This is a genomic window from Streptomyces sp. CA-111067 (assembly GCF_050956065.1).
Classification (GTDB): domain Bacteria; phylum Actinomycetota; class Actinomycetes; order Streptomycetales; family Streptomycetaceae; genus Actinacidiphila.
The window spans coordinates 5,935,233-5,960,674 of record NZ_CP192103.1; the positions used below are offsets into that span (position 1 = coordinate 5,935,233).

Below are 25,442 nucleotides of genomic sequence, written 5' to 3' on the forward strand. Positions count from 1 at the left end.
GTGGGGGGATGGGGCAGCATCACCACAGTGAAAACCCCTGGCGGGTCAGGGTGGACGACGCGAGCGGGGCTGTCTGCGGGGCCGGGGTGCTGCTGGACGACCGGCACGTGCTGACGTGCGCGCATGTTGTCAGAGATGCCGGGGCTGCGGATGGGAGCAGTGGCTCCTACGTGCGCGTCGCGAGTGTGGCGTGCCGTCCGGGGTGGACCCGCACCGCCCGGGTGGTCCCGGGGTCGTGGGTGCACAAGGAAGGCACGGAGCGCGGAGACGTGGCGCTTCTCCAGCTCGACGAACCCGCCGACTGCGGTACCCGGACGGCTTTGTGGCGAGCGCCCCTGTCCGGCGGCACCGTGAGTATCTACGGCTTCCCGCGCACGTCCGAGACCAGCGGTATGAACTCGAAGGCGGAACTGGCCGGTTCCGGCGGCAAGGAAGCCGAGAGAGGCATCCTCTTCCAGGTGAGCTCCGACCATCCGTGGATCCAGCGGGGCTACTCCGGTGCGGGCGTGGTCGTCGAGGACGGCGAGTTCGGAGGCCGCGTCATCGGAATCGTGGTGGCTGACTACGTTGACGGGGGTGCCCGCGCCGCCTGGATGCTGCCGACCGAGACCATCGAGACGTACCTGCCGCAGATCGCGCCGTTCATCCTTGGCAGCCGCAACAACGACCTGGAGCCTTCCGGCGCGGTGCGGCCCGACGACGTGCTGGCCGACTCGCTGCGGCTCGCCCTGACACAGGAACTGACCCGGTTGTTCGGCGGGGAGTGGTCGGGCACGGTCGTCGTCGGCACCGGTGCCGCGACAGGGGCGGGCAGCTCGTGGCTGCTGCGGCTGGTGGGTACCGCCGACCCTGTCGCACGCTCCCGCATGTCCGACTCCGAACTCACCGGCGCCCCCGAGGGCACCGTCCTCGGGCTTGGCACGATAGACGCGGCATACGATGCCCGCGGCAAGTCGGTCTCTGACCTGCGGGGCTACCTCGTGGACCGGTTCGGGCTGCCCGGCGGTGACGACGACGAGGTCGTCTACCAGCTGCTGCACCGCCGTCCTCCCGCCTCCCTCGTCGTGGGCAGCGTCGACCGGGCAGCCGACCCCGATGCCCTCATCCGTGCGCTGCTGGGTCCGCTGGCCGCCCATGCCGACGCGCGCGGCATCCGTCTCGCCCTGGCCTTCGAGGGCCACCCGCCGGCCGGCTTGTCCTACGAGGTGTCGCTCGACCCCACACCGCTCGCCGCAGGAGTGCCGGTGTCCAACGGCGTCACCGCCGAGGCGGCCGACGCCGCCGTCCGGCAACTGGCGGCGGAGGAGGAGGCGGCCACCCGGTTACAGGCAAAATGGGGGCTGGCCTTCCGCGCCGCCCCCTCGTGGCCGACCGCCTGGGCCCCGCGTCTGCGCGTGCGGCTGGCCGTCGCGCGCAGTGCCGACCTGACGGCTGAACTGGCCGCGATCCAGGCCCGTGCGGCCGAGGCCCGAGGTGAGGTCACCCGGGTCGTGACGATCATGCGCCGGATGGTCGCGACCCGCGACGACCTGCGCAAGTTCCTCGAGTTGCACCGCGTGCGGGCCGCGCGCCACTTCGGCGACGAGGACCAGCGACTCGGCGTCCTCTACGCTTCCGCGGCCCGTGAGCTGCGCACCCCGCCGACCGATCTGCCGACCGCGCAGAAACGGGTCAACCGCTACGTCGAAGAGGTCAACCGCCGTATCCAGGAGGGGAGAGGCCATGGACCCGGATGAGGGCACCAGCAGGTGCAACCGCCCCGACTGCGGCCGCGGGGTCATCGAGGACGGCTTCTGCTCGGCATGCGGGCTGCGACCGCTGGCGCAGATCCTTGAGGTGCCGCCCGAGCGCAGGGCCGCACCGCGGGGCCTGAGCATCGGCGTCGCGAACGTACGCCCCGACCCGTGGTACGGACTCGATCTCACCGAGACCGGCCACCTGCCCGAGGCCGTCGATGTCGCCGCCCCGGCTCCGGGACCGCTCGCGGAGAAGTACCGCTTCTGCGGAAACCCCGCATGCGGACAGGCGGTCGGGCGCGGCCAGGACGGCCGACCGGGCCGGACGGTGGGCTACTGCCCCAACTGCGCGACCGCGTTCGACTTCTCCCAGCCTGACAGCCTCGTCATCGCCGGGCGCTACGCGGTCCGCGGGTACCTCGCCGCCGGGTCCTACGGCACGACGCTCCTGGCCCATGACCGCAACCTCGCCACTGACGTGGTGCTGAAGAAGCTGAACAACAGCGCGGTGGCCAGCACGGCGCAGGGCGAGCGCAACGCCCTTGTCGGGCTGCGGCACGACAGCATCGTCCGCATCCTCGGTTACGAGACCGAGGGCCCGCACCTGGTACTGGAGCACATACCCGGTGAACCGCTGGCCGCGCGGCCCGGCGACCGGCTGGAGTTCCTGCTCGCACACGGCCTCCGCATCCTCCAGGCCCTCGACTACCTGCACGCCAGGGGACTGCTGCACTGCGACGTCAAACCGCAGAACATCGTACGGTTCAAGGAGGAGACGTCCGCGGGCTCGCGCGACCGGGTGCGGCTCATCGACTTCGGCTCCGTGCGCACCTCGAAGGACACCGGGCCGGTCACGGCGTACACCAGCGGCTACGCGCCGGCGACCGGCGACCGTGAGCACACGCACCCCACCCCCGGGTTCGACCTCTACGGCCTCGGCGAGACGCTCAGGGAGGTGTGCCGGCAGCATCTGCGCGAACGGACCTCACCCGGCGTCGACTCCCTGCACCTGCTGCTCGCGCGCGCCACCGACGATGCCGGGCCCAAGCACAGGTTCGTCTCCGCACGGCAGTTCGGCGAGCAGCTCAGCGGTGTGGTCCGGCAGGTGGTCGCGGCGGCGCCGGTACAGCACCAGGTGAGCCGGCCCTCGGCGTTGTTCGGTTCCATGTCGGCCCCCCTGCACGGCGGGCTGGGTGCGGCGCGGCCACTCGCGCACTGGGTCACGGCGGCAGTGACGGAGGACGCGGCGCTCACCCTGCCGCCGCCCTTCTCCCCGCCGGCGCCGAGCGCCATCGCGGTGGCTCTCCCCACCCCGCTGAGCGACCCGTACGAGCCGGGCGTCGTGGACTCTGCCGAGGCTGCGCTGGCCGAGAGCCGGCTCGCGCTGCGCAGGGGCGACGCCGATCACGCCCACCACGCGCTGCACCACTCGGGGCTGCCCTCCTGGCACTGGCTGCACTCCTGGTACTCCGGGCTGATCGACCTGGCCCGGCAGAACGTCGCCGAATCCAGCAGGCACTTCACCGCCGTGCGCGCCGCCCTGCCCGGCGAACTCATCCCCCAACTCGCCCTGGGACTGTGCGCCGAGCTGGAGGGTGACCCTGAGGTCGCCGAGTCCCAGTACGGCATGGTCTTCGACACCTCGCCCGCACTGGGCGCGGCGGGCTTCGGCCTCGCACGCGTGCACTCGCAGGCCGGCCGGCGCACGGACGCGGTGGCCACCGCGGAGCGTCTGGCCCAGGAGTTCCGCTACGAGCGGGAGGCGCGGGTGGCGGCGGTCCGGCTCCTGGTGACGGTTCCCGGGGCGGAGAGGCCGAGTTCGCAGCGAACGCCCGCTGCGGGGGAACCGGCGGAGAGCGGTGCGATGGACGCCGACACGGCGCGCGCCCGCGAGTTGCTCGACCAGCTCGCGGCGGACCCCGCGACGGCTGCCGCGCTGGACGCCGAGATCCAGGACACGGAGTACCTGAGCACCCACAACCGGCTGGCGCTGTCGGAGTCGGTCCGCCGACTCGGTCCGCACGCCGCCACCGCACGCGACTACGTCGCGCTCGTGGACCTGGCCAACCAACTGCGTCCCCCGCTGCAGTGGCGCGGGCCCCGGCGCCGTAGCGGAACGCGGCAATCACGTTTCGGAGGAACCACCGGAACGCTAGTCTCATAACCCGACATGGATGCGACGAAGCGGTCAGGTGGTGCTGGTGGGGGATAGTCCGCCGTTAGGGCTGGTCTTTTCCGTCGATGTGGACGCGCCCTCGGATCTGGCGTTCAACGACGACCGGGCGGACGCCCTCCTCACGATCCGGGCGCGGTCGGCCGGGAGCGCGCCGTACGGAGCGACGGCAGCGGAGGTCCTGATCATGGACCGGTCGCTGTCCATGGTCAGCCAGGGCAAGCTGAACGAGGCGAAACGCGCGATGTGCGCGGCGGTCGACTCCCTACGGGACGGAACGTACCTGGGGATCGTCGCGGGACACCACGAGGCCGAGGTGATCTACCCCGCCACCGGTGGTCTCGCCCGGGTGGACGCCGAGGCCAGAGCGGCGGCCAAGAACCGGATCATGAACCAGCTGCCTGAAGGCGGCACAGCGATCGGCACCTGGCTGACCTGCGCGGACCGCCTTTTCGCCTCGGTGGCGGCGCGTGACTGCGTGCGCCATGCGGTGCTCTACACGGACGGCAAGGACGAGCACGAGACACCCGAGGAACTAGGCGAAGCGCTCGCGGCGTGCGCCGACCACTTCGTGTGCGACGCGCGCGGACTCGGTGACGACTGGCACTTCCCGGAACTGCTGCGGATCACCGAGGCCCTGCACGGCGACGCCCGAGCCGTCGTCACCACCTCCGAGCTGACCCAGGACTTCACCCGGCTGATGGAGAACGCCCGTCGCATGGTGGTGCCCCGGGTCTACCTGGGCCTCGACCTGAGCGACAAGTTCCGGCTCGACTTCGTCCGTCAGGCCCTCCCCCTGGAGGCCGACCTGACGGCTCAGCAGCAGCGTCACGACGGCGATATCCACATCCCGCTCGGCGCCTGGTCGCCCGAGGAGCGCCAGTACCACCTGTCTCTTCGCTTCGATCCCGAGAAGCTGCCCGTCGAGGACGAGGTGCGCGCCGCTCGCATCACCTTGCGCGCCGAACGTCCCGACGCCACCCGCGAGCCGTGCGCCGACACCGAGGCCCTGCTGATACGGCGGCGGGCCACACCGGACTTCGCCACCTCGCAGCCCGCGAGTCTCACCCGGGCTGAGAACATTCACGATCTGGCGATCGCCATGCGGGCCTGTGCCACCGCGGCCCAGGAGGGACGATGGGGCGAGGCCGACCAGGAACTGCTGATCGCGCTCAATCTCGCCGTAGTCCTCCGGGATGACGAGCGGCTGGCGCTGCTGCGCGATTGCTCCACCACAGGACCCGACGGCAGGCCGCAGGTGCAACGCGGCCTTTCGAGCGGGAAGATCCAGTCGCTCGGACTGGAATCCGCCAGGACGGGGTCCGTCAACGCTGCCTCGGTGCACGCTCCTGCGCCGGACGGCGCCCCGCAGCGGCGTGAGTGCCCGGTCTGCCATGCCGTGACCCACGCGCCGCAGGTGCGGGTCTGCGAGGAGTGCGGTCACCGGTTCGACGGCCCGACAGATGATGTCCCGGCGGATGTCCGGTGACCGCGACCGCGGAGCAACGGCGGTCCGTGCAGGCCACGCTGACCGGCTGGCGGTCAGCCACGCTGACCCGCTGGCGGACCAGGCTGAGGGCGACCCACTCGACGACGATGCTGCGCTGGCTCCGGGCCGGCGTCCTCGCCATGGTGGTGGTCACCGCGCTGCTCTACCTTGTGGTGTCGCGGGAGGCCGGCCAGCAGATCGCCGCCGCCCGGCGCACCGACCAGGCGATCGGCGACATCGGCCAGGCCCAGCAGGCAGCCAGGAACGCGGACGCCGCACTGAGCGGTGTCTTCCAGACCGGGCAGGTCGCACTGATCGGCACGGGAACCGACTTCGCCAACCAGACGGCCCGCATCTACACGTACGTCACCTCAGCCGCTGACGGCAACGCGGCCGGCCGGCAGGGTCTCACCGAGATCCAGTTCGTCCAGGGCCAGCTGACCACGTGCGTGCAGTTGGCCGACTCGGCGGTTCGCGACTACTCCCGTCTCGCCCAGGACGCCGGCACCAGTGCCGGCCAACGGAAACGGATCGTGCAGGCGGCCCAGGACGCGCTGGACCATCCGGAGGAGAAATCGGACGGTGGCCGGGCCGTCCCCGGCACCGGCGGGCTGATACCGACGCTCAACGACCTCAAGCTCCTCGAACAGGACGCCCAGGCGGACCAGCGCCACTCACCATGGCTGGACCCCGTCTACGTCTGGCCGCTGCTCGTCGGCCCGTCCGCCGTCATGGCGCTGCTCGTCCTCGCCACCGGCCACGTCATGGCCCGTCACTTCCGCCGGTACGTCGGCGTAAAGCTGCCGACGGCGTTGCTGGCCACCACGGCTGCGGGCGTCGTCACCGCCGTTCTCAGCGGCATCGACGAACACCACCTGGCCGCCCATCCACGCGCAGGGCACCCGGTGACGCTCGCTCTCGCACTGACGGCGCTCGCCGCCGCAGCGGTCCTCACCTACCTCGCCTACCGGCCCCGGCTCGCCGAGTACAGGTTCTCACCGTCATGAACGTCATGAATGCCATGAAGACACTGGTGGCACGCCTTCCGCACTGCATCGCGGCGTTATGCCTGCTGATGGCGGCGGTCGCCTGCGGCAGCGGGCAGCAGCACGGCGAGGTGACGGTCATGGTCCCCTGGTCCGGCGACGAGTTCAAGGCGTTCTACGCCGTCATCAAGAACTTCCAGCACGACACCGGCATCCGGGTCGACGTCGAGGTCACCCGTGCGCAGACCCAGCAGCTCGACGCCGCCCTCGCCGCCGGGGCCCCGCCCGATCTGGCCATGCTGCCGAGCGTGGGAGCCATCAACCGGTACGTGACCGGGCCGGTGAACAGTCGGCTGCGGCCGCTCGACACCACCATCACGGAGGACTACGCGCAGCCGTTCCGGGGTCTGGGGTCGATCGACGGCACGGTATACGCGGTGCCCGTCAAGGCCGACGTCAAGAGCCTCGTCTGGTACCACCCGCCCCGCAAGCCCTCGGTCACTCCGGCCACCGACCAGACCCTGGCCGGTGGCCCCGAGCCTTGGTGCCTCGGGCTCGCGTCCGGCGCCACCTCCGGCTGGCCGGGGGCCGATTGGATCGCCGACCTCCTGCTCGCCCAGGGCGGAAAGGACCGCTACGAGCAGTGGCTCTCAGGAGACCTGACGTGGACGTCGGGGCAGGTGGCCGCGGCGTGGACCGCCTGGCGCAACCTCGTCCGCGACAGTGTCCACGACGCGCCCACGCTTGAGTTCGCCGACGCGGCCAAGGGAATGACCCGGTCGCCGGCAACCTGCTCCCTCGCGCACGGCGCGCTGTCCGCCATGGGTTTCGCGGGATCCGCGAGCCCTGGGAAGGACTACGACTTCCAGACCCCCGACCTGAAGCACCCGCTCGAGGTCTCGGCGGACTTCGTCGGAAGGTTCACCGACAACCCGGCTGCCACCACGCTCATCAACTACCTGTCGAGCACCGACGCCCAGCGGGACTGGGTGCAGGTGCCCGGCAGCTACGCGATCTCCGCGGACAGCCAGGTGCCGGACGGGGACTACCGCAACACCGTCCAGCGGCGGATAGCAGCGATGCTCCGGCCGAGGTCGGGATACACCCTGTGTTTCAGCGCCGCTGACGCGATGCGTCCCGACGTGTCGGCCGCCTTCTACCGGGCCGTACTGGACTACGCGGCCGACGCCCAGGCCCTGAGCCGGCTCCTCGACGACCTCGCCACCGTGCAGGAGGAGCAGAAGAACTCCCCGGTGTCACCCGACAGCCTGTGCGCGCCTGCCTGATCCCGTCACAAGGTGCTTCAGCACCAGTCACTCCCCTCCATGGCAGAGCTTTCCCACCCCGTTCACCACACCAGGAGACACCCATGCCGGACGCCGTCACGTTCACCCTTTCCGACGGAACCGTTGTCCTCGTGACACCCACCACTCGGGAAGGAACGGGAGTAGTCGGCCTCGGCGGTCGGCTCGAAGCCGCGCGGCAGAGCCTCCTCGACGCCCTGGTCCCGGTCACCTCCGCCGCCTCCGACGTGATCGACGGCTTCCGTACCCTCACCCACCGCCCCGACGAGATCGAAGTCAGCTTCGGCGTCGTCCTGGACGGCAAGCTCGGTGGCGTCCTCGCCAGCACCAGCGCCGGTGCCCACCTCGACGTCACCCTCCGCTGGAGCGGCTCTCCCGCCACCCCGCCTCCGGACGGCCCCGTATCTTCCTGACCGGTCACCCCGGCGCGGCCTGAGAGCACGAACGCCGCCGCCGGCAGATCGAACCAGCCCTGGCGGCGCCGCCGCCTCAGCCTCATCGCGCTGCTGGCAAGCATCCTCGGAATCCTCGCAACCGCCGTGGTCGCCGCCCCGGCTTCTACTACATCGTCCTCAGCGAGGACCAGAATTTGTGCCTGACCCACCTCACGCCCTTCAACAACTCGCAGCTCACCGATCCCCGGCGCCAACACCGGCTGGTCCGTCGCGGTCAACACCTGGCCTTGCGGGCCCTACAAGGACCAGCACTGGGCGTTCGTCTGAGTGCGTTGTCGCGGCAAGAGGGAGCCCCTGCTCATCGAGCAGGGGCTCCCCCCGTGACCTGCCGGCCGCCTGGCCACTGTGAGATGTCCGCTGACCTCGGGTGGTGGGGAACCGCAGAGGGCCGGATGGTGTCTTGGGTCTTGCGGGGTAGGAGAGTACGAGCATTGGGGCGGGCGTCGGCGTGAAGCGTGTCAGCAGGGTTATCGGTGTGGTCGCGGTGGTGGCGGCGATGGCGGCGGGTGTGAGTGCCTGCGGTGGCGGGTCGGACTCCTCCGGGGGCCGGGCGGCGGATCAGCTCGCCACGGAGAAGGCCAGCGTGGCGCCCGCGCCGAAGTCTTCGCAGCCGAAGAGCTCACCGACGCCGCAGCGGCCGAAGATGCTGCTGAACACCATCGCGCCGTCGACCGGTACGACCGTGGGCGTGGCGATGCCGATATCCGTCAACTTCAGCAAGCCGGTGGCCTCCTCGGCCCGCGCGGACATCGAGAAGCACCTGAAGCTGACCACCTCGGTCCCGGTGACCGGCGCCTGGCACTGGTTCAGTTCGCAGCGGGTGGACTTCCGCCCCAAGGCGTACTGGCCCTCCGGGACGAAGGTCACCCTCGACGCGCAGCTCACCGGCGTGGGTGACGGGAACGGGCGCTACGGGGTCCACTCCTACGTGCACTCCTTCACCGTCGGCTCGGACGACGAGGTGCACGTCTACGCCGACCAGCACCTGATGAAGGTGTACCGGAACGGCGCGGTGATCAAGACGTTCCCGATCGACGCCGGCAGCGCGAAGTACCCCTCGTGGACCGGGACGATGGCGGTCATGGGCAAGGCCCGCAAAGTGCTCATGGACTCGTGCAGCGTCCACATCGCCTGCGACAAGAGCGACCCGGACTACTACCACGACTACTACCCGTACGCCGTGGAGCTGACGACCTCCGGAACGTACGTGCACTACTCCGACGGCGACCCGCAGCCGGGCAACAGCGCCGGCTCGCACGGCTGCGTCCACCTGTCGATGGCCAACGCCCAGTGGTTCTACGCCTTCGCCCAGCAGGGCGACCCCGTCACCATCACCGGCTCCGCCAGCCCCGCCGCACCGGCCGACAACGGCTACTCCGACTACGACGTGACCAGCTGGAGCAGCTGGACCTCCTCGACCGCCAGCGGCCTCGGCCAGCTCACCACCTCGACCACGGCCTGACCGGGCGCGGGCAGGGAGGATCGGGATGGGGACGGACCAGGCGGGTCTGGAAGGCGCTCTTCGCGAGGCCGAGGGGAGGCTGCAGGCCGCTGTGCGGTCAGGGGACGTCGGGGCGCTGGACCTCCTCCTGGACGACCGGGTCGTCTACACCGGGCCCGACGGCAGCACCATGACGAAGGAGGACGACCTGGCGGCACACAGGTCGCGGGTCCTGGTCGTCGACGTCTTCGATCAGCAGGAACTGCACGTGACCGTGGCGGGCTCCACCGGGATCACCCGCGTGCTGGCGGGACTTGAGGGCACCGCCGGGGGACAGGCGTTCAAGGCGCGGCTTCGCTACACCCGCGCCTGGGTGCACGCCGACGGCAACTGGCGCGTCCTCGCCGCCCACGCCGGCGCGGTGCCGGAGCCCGGGCAGTAGCGCCCGGTCAGGCCGGCGGGTAGCAGGGCCCGGCAGGCGGCCGCGTCGCAGCAGGTCTGACCCCAGGTCGTCGGGCCGTCCACCTTGAGGATGACCCGCGGGCGGCACCGCGGTACTGCCCGCGGCGGCTCATTCACCTCCGTGGGCCCACGGAATCGCGGGAAGCCGTTCATAGCGTGGAGCTCGGGTCGGATCGCGGCCCCGTCCCGTACTCCGCACGCTTCCCGGGGGTTCTCCGTGGCCACGTTCCTCTACCGGCTCGGCCGGTTCTCGTTCCGGCAGCGAAGGCTCGTCCTCATGCTGTGGATCGCCGTGCTGGCCGTCGTCGGCATCGGCGCGATGGGGGCGTCGAGCAAGACGTCCGACACCTTCAGCATCCCCGGCACCCAGTCGCAGCAGGCGCTCGACCTGCTGAAGACGGAGTTCGCGCAGGCGTCGGCCGACGGCGCCACCGCCCGGGTGGTCTTCGAGGCGCCGGCCGGGCAGAAGCTGACGTCCGGCGCGCAGAAGGCCGAGGTCGAGTCGCTGGTCGCCGAGCTGGGGAAGGCCCACCAGGTCAAGACGGTGGCCGACCCGTACACCGGCGGCACCGTCAGCAAGGACGGCACGATCGGCTACGCGCAGGTGACCTACCGGGTCGCCGACACCGACGTCACCGACCAGGCCCGCACCGACCTCAAGGACATCGCCGCCCAGGGCGAACGGGCCGGCCTCTCGGTCAGCATGGGCGGCACCGCGGTCGCCGAGGAGACCAAGCAGAGCTCGACGGAGCTGATCGGCATCCTCATCGCCGCCGTCGTCCTGGTCATCACCTTCGGCTCGCTGGTCGCGGCCGGGCTGCCGCTGCTGACCGCGCTGTTCGGGGTCGGCCTCGCCGTCCTGTCGATCACCCTCGCGAGCTCGTTCATCGACCTCAGCTCCAACACGAGCACGCTGGCGCTGATGCTGGGCCTCGCGGTGGCCATCGACTACGCGCTGTTCATCGTCTCCCGCTACCGGGGCGAGCTGAAGGAGGGCCACGCGCCGGAGGAGGCCGCCGGGCGGGCGCTCGGCACGGCCGGCTCCGCGGTGGTGTTCGCCGGGCTCACCGTGGTCATCGCGCTGGCCGGGCTCAGCGTGATCGGGATCAAGATCCTCAGCGACATCGGGCTCGGCGCCGCCTTCGCGGTGGTCGTCGCCGTGGCCATCGCCCTCACCCTGCTGCCCGCGATCCTCGGCTTCGCCGGCGGCCGGATCAGCACGGGCAAGCTCAAGACGCGGCGGATGCGGGCCGTCGAGCGCGGGGAGCGCGAGCCGATGGGCGTGCGCTGGTCGCGGTTCGTGCTGCGCAACCCGGTGAAGGTGCTGGTCGTGGCGGTGGCCGGGCTGCTGCTGCTCGCGACCCCCGCGCTGTCGCTTGAGCTGGGGATGCCGAGCGACGAGTCGGCGACGCCCGGCAGCACCCAGCGCGTCGCCTACGACACGATCACCGACGGCTTCGGCGCCGGCTACAACGGCCCCCTGTCGGTGGTGGTCGACGCCCGCGGCAGCGCGGACGCCAAGGCCGCCGCGGGCAAGGCGGAGGACCTGCTGCACGGGATGCCCGACATCGCCTCGGTGAGCCCCGCCTCGTTCAACAAGACCGGCGACGTGGCGCTGATCCGCGCCGTCCCGGGCTCCGGGCCGAGCAGCCGGCAGACCGTCGACCTCGTGTCCGACATCCGCGACCGGGGCGCGGCTGTGCGGGCGGACACCGGCGCGGAGCTGATGGTCACCGGCACCACCGCCCTCAACATCGACATCTCCGACAAGCTGAGCAGCGCGCTGATCCCGTACCTGTGCGTGGTCGTCGGGCTGGCGCTGATCCTGCTGATGCTGGTGTTCCGGTCGATCCTGGTCCCGCTCAAGGCCGCCGCCGGCTTCCTGCTCAGCATCCTGGCGACCCTCGGTGTGGTGGTCGCGGTCTTCCAGAAGGGCTGGTTCGCGGACGTCTTCGGGGTGGACCAGACCGGTCCGGTGGTGAGCATCCTGCCGATCTTCATGATCGGCGTGGTGTTCGGCCTCGCGATGGACTACCAGGTCTTCCTGGTGACGCGGATGCGGGAGGAGTACGTCCACGGGGCGGAGCCGCGGGAGGCGGTCGTCGCCGGCTTCCGGCACGGCGCCCGGGTGGTCACGGCCGCGGCGATCATCATGATCGCGGTGTTCTCCGGGTTCATCTTCAGCGACGCCTCGATCATCAAGTCGATGGGCCTGGGCCTGGCCGCCGCCGTACTGCTGGACGCGTTCGTGGTGCGGATGACGATCGTGCCCGCGGTCATGGCGCTGCTCGGCCACCGCGCGTGGTCGCTGCCCGGCTGGCTGGACCGGCTGCTGCCCAACGTGGACGTCGAGGGCGAGAAGCTGCGGCACCTGCTGGACGCGGCCCCGCCGCGGAGCGCGACCGCGCCGGAGCGCGTGCCCAGCGGGAAGGGCTGAGCGGCCGGCCGTACGATCCGAGGGACACGAGAGGGCGTACGACGTGACCACACCGACCGCGGCCGAATCGGCGGGCTCCCTGTTCGCGCCCGAGGCGCTGCTCGGCGGGGAGGAGCGGCGCTCGGACGTCGTGATCGTGCGGATGCTCCGGCAGACCATGCTGGCCGACCAGAACCACCAGTGGGTCAGGCGCTGGAGCGTCCCGCTGTTCTGCGTGCTGATCGGCATCCCGGCGCTGCAGAACGGCGACGGCGGCGGCAGCGCCGGCGTACCGCTGCTGCTCGCGCTGATGGCCGCCTTCTGCGTCCCGCTGCTGTGGCGGCAGCAGCGGCCCATCCTGGTCTTCGCCCTCACCTCGGTGGTCTCCGCGGTGGCCCTCGCGCTGGACGCCGACACCGGGTCGGAGGCCGCGCGGGTGGTGGCACTGCTCAACGTGGGCCGGGCCGGCCGGCCCGTCCAGCTCGCCGTCTGCCTGGCCATCGCCGTCGGGCAGACGGCCACCTCCTTCGCCCTCAGCGACCAGTCCCAGCAGGTCGGCCTGCAGACCTGGGTGGTGGCGCTCGTCCAGGCGGCCCTGGTGGCGGCCGTCGCCGCGGCCGGCCTGGTCGCCCGGGTGGTCAACGCGTACATCAGGGCGCTGCACGAACGCGCCGTACGACTTGAGGTGGAGCGCGACCAGCGGGCCAGGCTCGCCGTCGCCGCCGAGCGCGCCCGGGTCGCCCGCGAGATGCACGACATCCTCGGCCACACCCTGGCCGTCATCGTCGGCCTCGCCAGCGGCGCCGCCGGGCTGACCGAGGCGAAGCCGCAGCGGGGCGCCGAGACGCTGCGGATCATCGCCGACAGCGGGCGCGGCGCGCTGGCCGAGCTGCGCCGGCTGCTCGCCGTCATCGGGGACGACGACAGGACCGCCGCCGAGGGCACCCCGCTCGCCCCGCAGCCGGGTCTCAGCGACCTGGCCCCGCTGCTGGAGCGGGTACGCGCCGCGGGTCCCGCCGTCACCCTGCACACCGAGGGCGACCGGTCCGACCTGCCGCCGGGACTACAACTGGCGGTGTACCGGGTCATCCAGGAGGCGCTGACCAACACCCTCAAGCACGCGGCGGCCGACACGTCCGTGCAGGTGACGATCACCGCGGACGACACCGCCGTCCACCTCACCGTCCAGGACAGCGGTCCGTCCCTCACCCCGCGGGCCAACGACGACGGCCGCGGCCTGGTCGGCATGCGCGAGCGGGCCGCGCTCTACGGCGGCAGCGTGACCGCGGGGCCCGACGGCCGCGGCGGCTGGACCGTCACGGCCCGCTTCGAGATCGCGACCACCTCGGCACCCACGGAGAAGCGCCCGGTATGACCACCGTCCTCATCGTCGACGACCAGGCCCTGCAACGGCTCGGCTTCAGCATGCTCATGGAGCAGCACCCCGATCTGACCGTGGTCGGCGAGGCCACGCACGGCGCCGAGGCGGTGCGCAAGGCCGCCGAACTGCGGCCCGACGTCGTCCTGATGGACGTCCGCATGCCCGGCATGGACGGCATCGAGGCGACCCGCCGCATCGTGCGGTCCGGTGGCCGGTCCCGGGTGCTCGTGCTGACCACCTTCGACCTGGACGAGTACGCGTACGCGGCACTGCGCGCCGGGGCCAGCGGGTTCCTGCTGAAGGACGCGCTGCCCGAGGAGTTCATCTCCGGCGTGCGGGCGGTGGCCGCCGGGGACGCCGTCATCGCGCCCGGGCTGACCCGCAAGCTGCTCGACGCCTTCGCCGACCGGATGCCCGGCAGGACCGTCGAACAGGAGCGCAGGCTCGACGCGTTGACCGAACGCGAACGGGAGGTGCTCACCGCCATGGCCGGCGGCTGGAGCAACACCGAGATCGCCGAGCGGCTGTCGCTCGCGGAGTCGACGGTCAAGTCGCATGTGAGCCGGGTGCTGGGGAAGATCGGGGCGCGGGACCGGGTGCAGGCGGTGATCTTCGCGTACGACGCGGGGCTGGTGCGGCCGGCGTGACGAAGAGCGGCGCGACCGGGGTCGCGCCGCTCTTCACAGGCCCGCGTTCGGCCGTGCCGGCGCCTCAGTACAGGTTGCGGTAGCCCTCCCAACCCGTGCCGATCCAGGTGCCCTGGCCGAGCGTGCCGTCGCCGTGGCCGCTCCAGCGGAACAGGTTGCCCGCGGTGGTGCGGCCGACCAGGTCGGCCTTGCCGTCGCCGTCGTAATCGCCCACGCCCACAAGGGCGTTGAACGAGTTGAGCCCGGTGGCGATCTGCACCCTGGCGTTCCAGCCGGTGTCGCTCTTGCCCGACCAGTACCACAGGGTGCCGGCGCTGTCGCGGGCGACCAGGTCGCCGATCCCGTCGCCGTTCAGGTCGCCCGCGCCCACCAGCATGGTGTAACCGGCAAGGCCCCAGCCCACCTTGACCCCGGGCTTGAGGCCGCCCTTGCCGTCGGCGGCGAACAGCCACAGGTCGCCGGCGCTGTCCCGTCCCAGCAGGTCGGGGCGGCCGTCGCCGTTCTGGTCGCCGGAGGAGACCAGGGCGTTGTACGCGTTCCAGCCGGTGCCGAGCGACGTCTTGCGGTTGGCGGGGGTGAAGTCGGAGTCGCAACTGCCCTGCCAGGCCATCAGTTCGCCCGCCGAGGTGCGCACCAGCAGGTCGTTGCACCGGTAGCCGAGCTGGTCGCCGAACGGGATCAGCGTCGATGACGTCGACCAGCCCGTCACGGTGGTGGTGCGGGAGTCCGCGCCGCCGATGCCGTTGCCCGGCTGGAGTTGCAGCGAGCCCGCGGAGTTCACCGTGAAGAAGTCGCCGACGCCGTCGTCGCTCCGGAGGCCGGAACCGTAGTCGCGTACCTCCATCGACTTGGCGTCGACCTGCCCGTCGAGCTTCAGCGCCTGCGCGCCGCCGTCCGCCGGGGCCGCGGTGAGCGTCCAGGCGAACGGTCCGCTGACGACCGGCAGGCCGGTCAGCGGGTCGCGGGCGTTCCAGCCGGAGAGCGCGAGAGCCCCCTTGACCGGGCCCCCCGAGGTGTTCCACACGACCGATCCGGTGCGGGTGTCGCGCAGTTGGAACGTCCAGGAGGCGATCGGCTGCGAGAACAGGAAGTACGGACCCCAGTACGGCGTCGCGCCCCTGAGCTGCGGGTCATCGACCCGGGTCGCGGTGGCCGCCAGCGCCGAGTGGGTGACCTGCGGAACGGCCACCTGGACCGCGCCGGATTCGTCGAACCAGGCGGCTCCGCCGCCGAACCGGTCAACTGCCCAGTACAGGCCGCGCAGATCGGTGGGGGCGTCGGTCCCGGTGGGGGTGGGCAGCGGCGCGAGGTCGGAGGTGCCGACCTGGTCGGCGGGCACGGCTCCGGGCAGGTAGGTGATCTTCAGCTTGCCGGCCGCCGTGTCCTGGCTCACCAGGTAGCCGTCGGCGAGTTGGGCCGGGCCGCTGGGCACGGTGGTGCTCTTCGCGGCGGTCTTGTCGTAGACGCCGGCCGGGCCGTCAGGACCGCAGGACCAGTACAACCGGTCGGCCACGGCCTGCAGTTCGCTCGGAACGCAGGGCGCGCCCAGGTTCACCGCGGCGCCCGCCTTCAGCGTCCCGATGTCCGTCGGCACGGCCGTGCCCTTGGCCGTTCCGGCCGTCCACAGCGTGCCGCCCCACAAGGCGGCCGCGCCTTGCGCCAGTTCCTTGACGGTCACGTACGGGTACCAGGTGCTCTCCAGCCGCTGGGCGCCGGAGTCGTTGTCCCGGACGACCTTGTAGCGCCCGGCGGCGGAGACGACCGTGGTGTCGGCGTCGTTGAAGAGCTTGAGTTCCTCGGTGGCGGTCAGCCGGCGGCAGGCTCCCTCGCAGTAGTCCTGCCCGTTCGGGAAGCTGAGCCCGTAGTTGTCGTCGGACGGGGCGCTGCCGAGCTTCCCGTCGGCCGAACGCGTGATGTCCACGCTGGCGACGTTGCTGCCGTACATGTCCGACGGGTCGTGCTCGGCGACCAGCAGTCGGCTGTCGGCGAACGCGAGGCCGCCGCCCTGCCACAGCGAGACCGGCGGGATCGCCGCGAGCGACGCGGCGGCGGGCGTGCCGTCGGTGCCGATCGACAGCCTCTGGACCGCCCAGTGCTGCGAGTCGGTGCCGCCGGCCACCACGGCGGTGCCCTCAGGCCCGCCGGGCACCGGGTTCTGGCCGGACGAGCTGTCCAGGACGGTCTGCCACTCGTTCCTGCCGATCGGCGTCGCCTTCACGGCGAACTTCGGGCCGGCGCTCACGAGGGCCACCCAGTCGCCGAGTACGGCGGTGCCGGCGGGCATGTAGGCCGAGCCGGCCGGGAAGACGTCGACGGCCGGACCGCTGCCGGGATTGTCCCAGCTGAACGTCGCCAGGCCGCGCTGGGTCAGGGAGGCCACCACGTGGTCGCCGCTCAGTGCCAGCGGGCCGGAGACGTCGAGGCCGGCCGACCTCGCGAACGGGGTGAACTGCGCGGTGTCCAGGTTCACTTCGGCCAGTTGCGGGGTGTCGGCGGCCACGTAGACGACGGCCGCCCGGTTCCCGTCGACGGCCGGGTACTCGAGGTACGACAGGTTCGCCGGCGCGCCCTGCACCGCCCGGTCGACGACATCGCCGCCGCCCTGCGGCACCTGGAGCAGGTGCAGCGTCCTGCCCCCGGCCGCGTCGCTCCTGGCGGTCAGCACCGAGTGCGAGGTGAAGACCCCGGTGATCGAGTCGCCGATCGGCACGGCCACGTTGACCGAGGTGCCGTCCGCGTAGTCGTAGATCCGGTAGGTTCCCGACCCCGTACGCAGCAGCCCGTAGGCGCCTTCGTACTGGTCGGCCTTCGGCTGGTCGGCCCGTGTGGAGCCGTCGTAGCCGTGCCAGGTCGTGCCGTCCAGATAACCGGAGCCGTCCGCGGCCTTGATGTCGGTGGACCGCGGCTGCGCCGAGTAGTTCTGCGTGACCGTGACGGTCGGCATCCCCCCGGTGTCGGCGCTGGCCGTCCCGACCGCGGAAAGCCCCCCGGCCACCGCCATCACCGCCACCCCGACGGCGAACTGCTTTCGTCTGACCCCCACTTGGGCCCCACCCCCCTGCCCGGCGCACCCCCCGCCGCCCCGTACGGACGACCCGGTACGCGCTTTTCCTATGTCGCCGGTTGGACCACTCCGGCGGCACGATGTTTGCCCGCCCGAAAGTTAACAACAGATGAACAGATCCGGAGTCCCCGCCACCGCGGGCGCCCCGGTCCGGGTCAGGTGAGGGCCGGGTCGGTGAGATTCAGGGTGAGGACGTTGCGCCAGTCGTTGGTGAGGTGGGCCGTCGGGCCCTCGTAGCGCACGGTCGTGAACGGGTTGGAGCTGAACATGACCGCGACCCACCGCAAGGAGTGGTCGGCTTGCAGGCGGGCGACGTAGCCGATGTTGCCCATGCCGCCACCGCCGCCGGCCATCCATCCCGATCCGTCCGGCAGCGGCCTCTCGAAGTACGGGTCCATCTCCGTGCTGCCGCCCTCCGCGATCTCCAGGGCCACGTCGAGCGGCCCGCCGAGCCGGAACGGGATCGGCTGCCCGGCGTCCGGATGGTAGGCCCCGGGCCCGGGCACGTCGAACTCAAGACCGGTGTCGTCCGACCGGTACAGCCCGTCATACCCCGGCATCTCCCCGGCCGCCCACAACTGCCCGACCATCCCCACGACTTCGCCCCTTCTCGGGTCACACCTTGATGATCTCGATTGCCGGGCCGCACAGGAGGGTCAGGTCTTCGGGGTCGGAGGTGAGGACGGTTGCCGGGTGGGGGGAGGTGCGGGCGAGGGCGGCGAAGGCTGCGTCGATGGCGTATGTGTGCCCGTGGAGGTGGTGGTCGCGGAGGAGGTCGGCGGCTTGGGCGGCGAGCTCGCGGGTGATGCCGTGGACGTCCACGCGGGACAGGACCCACTTGATGCGGGCCGGGTGGATGCGGTCGTAGTCGGCCTCCAGGGTGGTCATGGCGCTGGTGGCCACCCGCACGCCCTCCTCCGATGCCGCCTGGACCAGGGCGACCACCACGCGGTCCTTCCGGTACAGCTTGGACAGGCCCTCGCTGTCGAGCAGCAGCGTGCCGGGCATCAGGCGGCGGCCCCGCCCGCCTGGTGACGGTCGTGGCGCAGCAGGGCCCGGGCCGCCTCGATCTCCTCGCGGGTGAGTGCGTGGTTGTCGGTCTCGAAGTCGGCGACGATCTCCCGGAGTTTGTCCATCGCGACCCGCTGTTCGAGCGCTTCGGCGACGTACGCGGAGAAGCCGCCGGACCCGACGTGCGTGCGTACGGCCTCGGCGAGATCCTCCGGAAGGCTGATCGAGTACTTCTTGCTACCGCTCATGGTGTCAATCCTACCGCTGGTGTCAGCCTGCCGCCTCGGCGTTCCGCTTGCGGGGTTTGCGGGCCCCGTCGAGCGGCTCTGACCTGCGGGGGAAGCGTTCATGGGGAATTGATGTGCGCATGCGAGGTGTGGCGTTTGCCGCGCAAGTTACCGGGCAGGACTGCTTTGGCGCGCGCAGTCTCAGCCAGAAGTGTCATTCGTCAGGTGCACCTTGTCGCTGGTGAGCGGAGCGTAGAGTGATCGACTTACGGGTTCTTGGTCCGGTACGCGTTCTCGCGGGCGGACGGGATCTGGAGATCGGGCATGCACGGCAACGGGGCCTTCTGGCATTGCTCTTGGTGGACGTCAACGCGGTGGTGCCGTTCGACCGGCTGGTCGAGCTGCTGTGGGACGAGCGGCCGCCGCGGATGGCGCGGAACGTCATGGCGGGGTACGCCACCCGGCTGCGCAAGGCGCTGGCCGCCGTACCGCCGTACGAGCGGGCGCCGGAGCTGTCCACCCGCGACGGCGGGTACGTCCTGGAGGCCGACCCGGCCACCGTCGACCTGTGCCGGTTCCGCGACCTCGCCACCCGCGGCGCCGTCGCGACCGGCGACGACGAGCGGCGCTCGCGCCTGCTGCGCGACGCCCTGGAGCAGTGGTCGGGCGCGCCGCTCAGCGACCTGTGGGGGACCAGGATCGAGTCGCTGCGCGCGTCGCTGGAGGCGCAGCAGCGCAGCGTGCTCACCGGGCTCTACGACGCGCAGCTGCGTCTGGGCCGGGCCCGGGAGATCCTCCCGGAGTTGCAGTGGCTGATGGCCGAGCGGCCGTACGACGAGGAGCTGATGCTGCGCCTGCTGGCGGCGCACCGCGACAGCGGCAACCAGGCCGAGGCGCTGCGGCAGTACACCGCGTTCCGGGAGCGGCTGTCGCAGGATCTGGCGGTCCAGCCGGGCCGGGAGCTGCGCGCGGCGGGGGAGTCGCTGCTCCAGCCGCAGTCGACCCGCTCGCAGACCGCCGCGCAGAACGCCCCGCAGACCGCCGCGCAGACCGCGGAGCCGGCCCGCGAACTGCTCTCGCTGCCCGCCGCCCCCGACGTCTTCCTCGGCCGCGAACCCGAGCTGCGGGCCATGGACCTGCTGGCCCAGCCGCACGAGGCCGCCGCCGACCCGGCCGCCGCCCGCAGCCGGAACCTCTTCGTGATCAGCGGCCTGGCCGGCTCGGGCAAGACCACCCTGGCCGTGCAGTGGGCGCGGCGGGCCCGCGCCTCCTTCCCCGACGGCCAGTTCTTCGTCGCGATGCGCGGCCACCACCCCAACCTCGAACCGCTCTCACCCGCCGAGACCCTGGCCCGGGTGCTGCTCGCGCTCGGCCTGCCCGCCGCCGACATCCCGTACGGCCTGGACGAACGCGCCGCCCTGTACCGGACGTTGCTGGCCCGCCGCCGGGTCCTCATCCTGCTGGATGACGTCACCGAGCCGGACCAGGTGCGCGACCTGCTGCCGACCAGCGTCAACGGCAGCGCCGTGGTGGTGACGGGACGCAACCGGATGCCGGAGCTGACGGTCCGCTACTGCGCGGGCGAGAGCGCGCTCGACGTGCTGGACGAGAAGGCGTCGCTGGCGCTGCTGAGCCGGCTGGTCGGCCCCGAGCGGGTGGCCTCCGACCCGGAGGCGGCCGGCGCCTTCGTCCGGGCCTCGGGACGGCTGCCGCTGACCCTGCGGCTGAGCGCGGCCTACGCCGCCGGCCGGCCGGAGGAGTCGCTCGCCCAGCTGCTCGCGCACGTGGCGGGCGCCCCCGGCCGGGACGGCGAGCAGGACGAGGGCGTCGAGGCGCACCGGGCCATGCGCCAGGCGCTCGGCCTGTCCTACCGCAGGCTGACCCCCGCCCACCGGCAGATCTTCCGCTGGGCCGGCCTCATACCGGGCTCCGACTTCGGCACCGAGGCGGTCGCCGCCCTCGCGGACTGCTCGTTCGCCGAGGCGGAGGAGCGGATCGGCGCGCTGGTGCGGGCCAACCTGGTGACGGAGTACGCCTCCCGCCGCTACCGGCTGCACGACATGGTCAAGCAGTACGCCGTCGAGGCCGCCACCGAGGACCCGCGGACCGTCCGCGAGACCGTCCTCGTACGCCTGCTGGAGTGGTACCGGCGGTGCGTGGAGGAGGCCAGCCACACCCACCAGATACAGATCGCCGGCTTCCACCGCGGCGCCGCGCCGAGCTGGATACCGCTGTCCACCCCGCAGCCGGACAAGGGGCTGCCCCGGGTGGACATCAACTGGCTCGACCAGGAGAAGTCCAACATCTGCGCGGCGATCAAGCACAGCGCGGAGATGGGCCTCGGCCCGTCCAGCTGGCGGCTGGCCGACGCGATGCTCGGCTTCATCCGGCTGCACCCGGGCGGTGAGGACTGGGCCGCGGCCGTCGTCGCCGCGCTCGACCAGACCGCCAAGTCCGGTGACAGCAGGGCCCATACGGGCATGCTGCTGAACGTCGCCGACGTGCACTACCGCTACGGCCGCAACGACGGGGAGCTCAGCCACGCGCACGAGGCCGTCCAGGTGGCCAGGTCGGCCGGCTGGCGGGCCGGCGAGGCGCTGGCGCTGACCGCGATCGGCCGCTCGTACTGGTCGGTCGGCGAGGTCGGCCTCGCCGACCGCTACCTGACCGGCGCGCTGCGCATCCACCAGGACCTCGGCGACTGGGCGGGCCAGGCCAACGCGCTGGCCAGGATCGCCAGGAACGTCTACGACGCGGGCGCCATGGAGGACGCGCTGCGCGACTACCGGCGGGCCCTGGTGCTGGTGGAGCGGGCCGACTCGCGGTTCGGCCGGGTACGCCTGCCGGGCTACATCGCCCTGACCCTGCGGCACATGGGCCGGTACGAGGAGGCCGAGCGGTGGTGCTCGCTGGCGATCAGGCTGAGCGAGGAGATGTCCTTCCACGAGGGGCTGGCCATCGCGCTCACCTGCCGGGCCACCATCCACAGCGACCTGGGCGCCCAGGCCAAGGCGGTCGCGGCGGCCCGGGTGGCGCACGTGACGATCCCGCACCTGTCCGACCCGCGGATCGAGACGGACTGCCTGATCCACCTCGGCGGGGTCGAGGCCGCCGCCGAACGCACCGACCAGGCGCTGCGCAGCTTCGGCAACGCCCGGGTGATCGCCGAGAAGTTCGGCTACCGGCAGGGCGTGGCGCGGGCGCTGTCGGAGAGCGCGGCGGTCTACGTGCGGATGGGCATGTACGAGGAGGCGGTGGAAGCCTGCCGGCGCAGCCTGACGGTGCTGCGCGGCACCGCGCTGCGGCCGGTGATCGCGCAGACCCTGATGTCGGAGGCCGACAGCGCGCTCGCCTCCGGCCGCTGCGCGGCGGCAGTCGCCCGCTACCGGCGGGTCGCGGCGATCTACCGGAACGGGCAGCAGCCGCTGGGCGAAGTGCGCGCGCTGCTGGCGTGGAGCCGCGCGGTGCAGACCGTCCCCGGCCACGGCCGCCCCGGCCGCCCGGCCGCCCGCGGACTGCGGATCGCCGAGCGGCTGGGCGTCCCGGAGGCGGACTCGCTGCGGGCGCTGGTGTGAGCCGGCCGGGGGAGTGAGCCGGCCGGGGGAGTGAGCCGGCCGGTGGTGTGAGTCGGCCGGTGGGATGAGTCGGCCTGGGGTATGAGGCGGGGCGCCGGCCTGCAACGGACCCCGGCCCGCACCGGCGCCCGGCGTGTGCCGACGCCGGCCCCGGGCGGCCCTTGGCGGGCGACGGCCCGCCCCCGTTCCTCAGCTCACGGCATGCGGATCACGGTCGCCGCGTACGACAGGCCCGCGCCGAATCCCACCACCAACGCCAGCCCGCCTCCGCGCAGTGTCCCGGACGTGCGCATCCGGTCGAGGGCCAGCGGGATGGACGCGGCCGAGGCGTTGCCCTGGTCGACCACGTCGCGGGCGACGGCGACATGCTCGGGGAAGCCCACCGAGTCGGCGACCGACTCGATGATCCGCAGGTTCGCCTGGTGCGGGACGAACGCCTGGACGTCGGCCGCGGTCAGCCCCGAGCGCTCCAGCGCGGCCGTGACGACGCCCGGCAGGCTGGTCACCGCCCAGCGGAAGACGGACGACCCCTTCATCCGCAGGTACGGGTGCCCGTCGTGCTCGGGCTCCGGCAACACCGTGATGAGGTCGGCGAGTTCGGGCTCGGTGCCCCACACCACCGGGCCGATGCCCGGCTCCGCCGCGCTGCCGACGACCGCGGCGCCGGCCCCGTCGGAGAACAGGAACGCCGTCCCGCGGTCGTGCGGGTCGATGATGTCCGACATCCGCTCCACCCCGATGACCAGGCAGTTGCGGGCCGCGCCCGAGCCGACCAGGGACGCGGCGAGGGTCAGCCCGACGGTGAAGCCGGAGCACGCGGCGCTGACCTGCCAGCCGCGGGCCGCGACGCCGAGCCGGCGGCCGATCTCGTCGGCGAGCCGGTCGGTGCCGTAGGGGTCGGACATGGTGGCGACCAGGATCTGGTCCACGTCGGTGGGCGCCATGCCCGCCTCGGCCAGCGCCTTGCCGGCCGCGGTGGCACCCATCTCCACCAGCGTCTCGTCGCTCTGCGCGAAGGGGCGCGTGCTGATGCCGCTGCGGCGCAGGATCCAGTCGGGGCTGGAGTCCAGGGTGCGGCAGATCTCCTCGTTGGTGACGATGCGCCGGGGCCGGTAGGTCCCGATGCCCAGAAGGGCCGCGTGCCGGTTTCCGGCCGCGGGCGGGAACGTGCGCTCGGTCTCGGTGCTGTGCACTGGTGGGCTCCCGTCGTCAGCGCTGCTTCCGAGGGTCTTACGCGGCAGGGCCCGTGATCCCGCGCTCCGGTTCCGTTCCGCTTGACATTCGCATACCTTGGGTATGTACTCACATACCCAAGGAATGTTAGTTGGAAGGACGCGACTGTGACCTCAGCAACCGCCACACCACCGGCCGAGCGGTCGAGGGCCGGCACCACGCTGCTGCTGACCGCGGCGGCCACCTTCATGGCCTTCCTCGACACGACCGTCGTCAACGTGGCCTTCCCCGACCTGCGCTCGGACTTCCCGCACGAGTCGCTGACCAACCTCACCTGGGTGGTGACGAGTTACGGCGTGCTGTTCGCCGCGCTGCTGACCACGGCGGGCCGGTACGCGGACGTCGTCGGCCGCCGCAAGGTCTTCCTCGGCTCGCTGGCCCTGTTCGGCCTCGCCTCCGCGGCCTGCGCCGCCGCCCCCAACGTGGACTTGCTGATCGCGGCCCGCGCCGTCCAGGGCATCGGCGCGGCCGGCATGATCCCCGCCGCGCTCGGCCTCGTACTCGCCGAGACCCCGGCCGAGAAGCGCGCCGAGGCCGTCGGCCTGTGGGGCGCGTCCGGCTCGGTGGCCGCCGCGGCCGGCCCGTCGCTCGGCGGTCTACTGGTCAGCTGGTTCGACTGGCGTTCGGTGTTCATCATCAACGTGCCGATCGCGATCGTCGTCATCATCGCCGGCATGAAGCTGCTGCCCGAGCGCCCGCCGACCGAGAGCAAGCTGCCCGACGTGGTCGGCACCGGCACGGTGGCACTGGGCATCGGCGCCATCATCGTGGGCCTGACCAAGGGCGGCGACTGGGGCTGGAAGTCCGCCGAGACCTGGATCTGGATCGCGGCCGGCGTCGTCCTCGTCGGCTACGCGCTGCAGCGCTCGCGCCACCAGGAGGCCCCGGCGGTCGACACCGGGCTGTGGAAGTCCAAGATGTTCGCCGCGGCGAACCTCACCGTCTTCTTCCTCGGCGCCGGGCTGTTCGTGTGGTTCCTGTCCGGGCCGCTGTACCTCACCACGATCTGGCACTACTCGATCCTCAAGGCCGGACTCGCGGTCACCCCCGGCGCGGTGCTGTCGGCGGTCACCGCCATCATCGTCGGCACCAAGATCAAGCCGGAGAACCAGCGCCCGGTGGTGGTCATCAGCGGGCTGATCTTCTTCGCCCTCAGCATCTGGGCGTACTTCGCGCTCGGCTCCGAGCCGAAGTTCCTGGCCATCTGGCTGCCGTACGGCGCGATCGGCGGCGCGGTGATCGGCGCGTCGCTCACCAGCGTCACCACGGCGGCGGCCATCTCCGTGCACCCGCTGAAGTTCGCCGCGGGCACCGGACTGAACACCACCGCCCGGCAGTTCGGCGGCTCCATCGGCATCGCCGTGATGGCCGCGGTCATCGCCGCGCGCAACCCGCTGCAGCCGCAGGCGTACCTGGACGCCTTCCTGCTGGCCGGCATCTTCATCCTGGCCTCGATCGTCCCGGCCATGGCGCTGTTCAGCAAGAAGTCGATGGCGATCATCGCTGAGACGCAGGCGCAGGTCCAGGCCTACATGGCCGCCCAGGCCAAGGCCGCCGCGCAGGCGCAGGCCGCCGCCGCGGGCTCCCAGCCGGGCGCGGCCGCCGCGCCGGGCGGGCAGGCCGCGGTGGCCGACCGCAGCTGACCCGGCACCCCCGAATACCCGGTCGTACGTAGTCCCCGCGTCGTACGACCGACCCCCGGGGCGGCGGAGCCTTCTGGCCCCGCCGCCCCACATTCGGCGTTCCGGCGGCCGGCGCCCGACAAGCGGGCCCGCCGCCCGCGCCCGACAAGCAGGCCCGCCGCCCGCGTCCGACCGACGGCCCGGCCGGCCCGCCCGCGCC

The 25,442-nt window shown here is 72.1% G+C and carries 19 protein-coding genes; 13 read left to right on the forward strand and 6 right to left on the reverse strand.

The window, feature by feature from the left end; genetic code table 11:
* The first annotated feature begins 8 nt into the window (after positions 1-8).
* The 6 genes from ACQPW6_RS26270 to ACQPW6_RS26295 all read left to right on the forward strand — a co-directional run bounded on the left by ACQPW6_RS26270 (position 9) and on the right by ACQPW6_RS26295 (position 8,101).
* Entirely contained in the window at positions 9-1,736 is a 1,728-nt protein-coding gene (locus tag ACQPW6_RS26270; protein ID WP_433892137.1) for a trypsin-like serine peptidase, read from the forward strand.
* Positions 1,723-3,900: a tetratricopeptide repeat protein gene (locus tag ACQPW6_RS26275; RefSeq protein ID WP_433892138.1), complete on the forward strand. Its 2,178-nt coding sequence runs from the start codon at positions 1,723-1,725 to the stop codon at positions 3,898-3,900. The genes ACQPW6_RS26270 and ACQPW6_RS26275 overlap by 14 nt, the downstream gene beginning before the upstream one ends.
* A 10-nt stretch (positions 3,901-3,910) precedes the next feature.
* Complete coding sequence (locus tag ACQPW6_RS26280; RefSeq protein ID WP_433892139.1) at positions 3,911-5,398, forward strand: vWA domain-containing protein; 1,488 nt, start codon at positions 3,911-3,913, stop codon at positions 5,396-5,398.
* Positions 5,395-6,405 (forward strand): hypothetical protein, encoded by a 1,011-nt coding sequence (locus ACQPW6_RS26285; RefSeq protein ID WP_433892140.1) that lies wholly within the window; start codon positions 5,395-5,397, stop codon positions 6,403-6,405. Before ACQPW6_RS26280 ends, ACQPW6_RS26285 begins: the two co-directional genes overlap by 4 nt.
* Positions 6,402-7,670 carry an ABC transporter substrate-binding protein gene (locus ACQPW6_RS26290; RefSeq protein WP_433892141.1) on the forward strand — a complete coding sequence of 423 codons (1,269 nt, stop codon included), beginning with the start codon at positions 6,402-6,404 and terminating at the stop codon, positions 7,668-7,670. Before ACQPW6_RS26285 ends, ACQPW6_RS26290 begins: the two co-directional genes overlap by 4 nt.
* A gap of 83 nt (positions 7,671-7,753) precedes the next feature.
* Positions 7,754-8,101: a CU044_2847 family protein gene (locus tag ACQPW6_RS26295; protein WP_433892142.1), complete on the forward strand. Its 348-nt coding sequence runs from the start codon at positions 7,754-7,756 to the stop codon at positions 8,099-8,101.
* A 600-nt stretch (positions 8,102-8,701) separates the two neighbouring features.
* Here the strand turns inward: ACQPW6_RS26295 and ACQPW6_RS26300 are convergent.
* Positions 8,702-8,863 (reverse strand): hypothetical protein, encoded by a 162-nt coding sequence (locus ACQPW6_RS26300; protein ID WP_433894804.1) that lies wholly within the window; start codon positions 8,861-8,863, stop codon positions 8,702-8,704.
* Here ACQPW6_RS26300 and ACQPW6_RS26305 point away from each other — a divergent pair.
* From ACQPW6_RS26305 to ACQPW6_RS26325, 5 genes are all read left to right on the forward strand, one after another.
* The gene (locus ACQPW6_RS26305; protein WP_433894667.1) at positions 8,787-9,605 is read left to right on the forward strand and encodes a L,D-transpeptidase; all 819 of its coding nucleotides are present in this window, start codon (positions 8,787-8,789) and stop codon (positions 9,603-9,605) included. The two genes, ACQPW6_RS26300 and ACQPW6_RS26305, sit on opposite strands and share 77 nt — an antisense overlap.
* Positions 9,606-9,630: 25 nt before the next feature.
* Positions 9,631-10,026, forward strand: coding sequence for a nuclear transport factor 2 family protein (locus ACQPW6_RS26310; protein WP_433892143.1), 396 nt, complete (start codon positions 9,631-9,633; stop codon positions 10,024-10,026).
* A gap of 237 nt (positions 10,027-10,263) precedes the next feature.
* Positions 10,264-12,483 carry an MMPL family transporter gene (locus ACQPW6_RS26315; protein ID WP_433892144.1) on the forward strand — a complete coding sequence of 740 codons (2,220 nt, stop codon included), beginning with the start codon at positions 10,264-10,266 and terminating at the stop codon, positions 12,481-12,483.
* A gap of 43 nt (positions 12,484-12,526) precedes the next feature.
* Positions 12,527-13,837: a sensor histidine kinase gene (locus tag ACQPW6_RS26320; RefSeq protein ID WP_433892145.1), complete on the forward strand. Its 1,311-nt coding sequence runs from the start codon at positions 12,527-12,529 to the stop codon at positions 13,835-13,837.
* Positions 13,834-14,490 (forward strand): response regulator, encoded by a 657-nt coding sequence (locus ACQPW6_RS26325; RefSeq protein ID WP_433892146.1) that lies wholly within the window; start codon positions 13,834-13,836, stop codon positions 14,488-14,490. The genes ACQPW6_RS26320 and ACQPW6_RS26325 overlap by 4 nt, the downstream gene beginning before the upstream one ends.
* Positions 14,491-14,554: 64 nt before the next feature.
* On the opposite strand, the gene ACQPW6_RS26330 is transcribed toward ACQPW6_RS26325, so the two are convergent.
* From ACQPW6_RS26330 to ACQPW6_RS26345, 4 genes are all read right to left on the reverse strand, one after another.
* A complete protein-coding gene (locus ACQPW6_RS26330; protein ID WP_433892147.1) occupies positions 14,555-17,533 on the reverse strand; it encodes an FG-GAP repeat domain-containing protein in 2,979 nt (992 codons plus the stop codon).
* Positions 17,534-17,709: 176 nt separating this feature from the next.
* Positions 17,710-18,144: a hypothetical protein gene (locus ACQPW6_RS26335; RefSeq protein WP_433894668.1), complete on the reverse strand. Its 435-nt coding sequence runs from the start codon at positions 18,142-18,144 to the stop codon at positions 17,710-17,712.
* Between the two features lie 25 nt (positions 18,145-18,169).
* Positions 18,170-18,562: a DNA-binding protein gene (locus tag ACQPW6_RS26340; RefSeq protein ID WP_433892148.1), complete on the reverse strand. Its 393-nt coding sequence runs from the start codon at positions 18,560-18,562 to the stop codon at positions 18,170-18,172.
* Positions 18,562-18,813, reverse strand: a complete 252-nt coding sequence (locus ACQPW6_RS26345; RefSeq protein ID WP_433892150.1) for a hypothetical protein — start codon at positions 18,811-18,813, stop codon at positions 18,562-18,564. The genes ACQPW6_RS26340 and ACQPW6_RS26345 overlap by 1 nt, the downstream gene beginning before the upstream one ends.
* Positions 18,814-19,151: 338 nt before the next feature.
* Here ACQPW6_RS26345 and ACQPW6_RS26350 point away from each other — a divergent pair, with 338 nt between their 5' ends.
* Entirely contained in the window at positions 19,152-22,367 is a 3,216-nt protein-coding gene (locus ACQPW6_RS26350; RefSeq protein ID WP_433892151.1) for an AfsR/SARP family transcriptional regulator, read from the forward strand.
* 194 nt (positions 22,368-22,561) lie between these two features.
* Here the strand turns inward: ACQPW6_RS26350 and ACQPW6_RS26355 are convergent, their stop codons facing one another.
* The gene (locus ACQPW6_RS26355; protein WP_433892153.1) at positions 22,562-23,560 is read right to left on the reverse strand and encodes a beta-ketoacyl-ACP synthase 3; all 999 of its coding nucleotides are present in this window, start codon (positions 23,558-23,560) and stop codon (positions 22,562-22,564) included.
* A gap of 147 nt (positions 23,561-23,707) precedes the next feature.
* Between ACQPW6_RS26355 and ACQPW6_RS26360 the strand changes: the two genes are divergently transcribed.
* Positions 23,708-25,243, forward strand: coding sequence for a DHA2 family efflux MFS transporter permease subunit (locus ACQPW6_RS26360; RefSeq protein WP_433892154.1), 1,536 nt, complete (start codon positions 23,708-23,710; stop codon positions 25,241-25,243).
* The last annotated feature ends 199 nt before the right edge of the window (positions 25,244-25,442 follow it).

Coding starts and splice junctions, on each gene's coding strand:
- ACQPW6_RS26270 (WP_433892137.1), top strand. CDS start 9: ATGGGGCAGCATCACCACAGTGAAAACCCCTGGCGGGTCAGGGTGGAC.
- ACQPW6_RS26275 (WP_433892138.1), top strand. CDS start 1,723: ATGGACCCGGATGAGGGCACCAGCAGGTGCAACCGCCCCGACTGCGGC.
- ACQPW6_RS26280 (WP_433892139.1), top strand. CDS start 3,911: ATGCGACGAAGCGGTCAGGTGGTGCTGGTGGGGGATAGTCCGCCGTTA.
- ACQPW6_RS26290 (WP_433892141.1), top strand. CDS start 6,402: ATGAACGTCATGAATGCCATGAAGACACTGGTGGCACGCCTTCCGCAC.
- ACQPW6_RS26295 (WP_433892142.1), top strand. CDS start 7,754: ATGCCGGACGCCGTCACGTTCACCCTTTCCGACGGAACCGTTGTCCTC.
- ACQPW6_RS26305 (WP_433894667.1), top strand. CDS start 8,787: ATGCTGCTGAACACCATCGCGCCGTCGACCGGTACGACCGTGGGCGTG.
- ACQPW6_RS26310 (WP_433892143.1), top strand. CDS start 9,631: ATGGGGACGGACCAGGCGGGTCTGGAAGGCGCTCTTCGCGAGGCCGAG.
- ACQPW6_RS26325 (WP_433892146.1), top strand. CDS start 13,834: ATGACCACCGTCCTCATCGTCGACGACCAGGCCCTGCAACGGCTCGGC.
- ACQPW6_RS26335 (WP_433894668.1), bottom strand. CDS start 18,144: ATGGTCGGGCAGTTGTGGGCGGCCGGGGAGATGCCGGGGTATGACGGG.
- ACQPW6_RS26340 (WP_433892148.1), bottom strand. CDS start 18,562: ATGCCCGGCACGCTGCTGCTCGACAGCGAGGGCCTGTCCAAGCTGTAC.
- ACQPW6_RS26345 (WP_433892150.1), bottom strand. CDS start 18,813: ATGAGCGGTAGCAAGAAGTACTCGATCAGCCTTCCGGAGGATCTCGCC.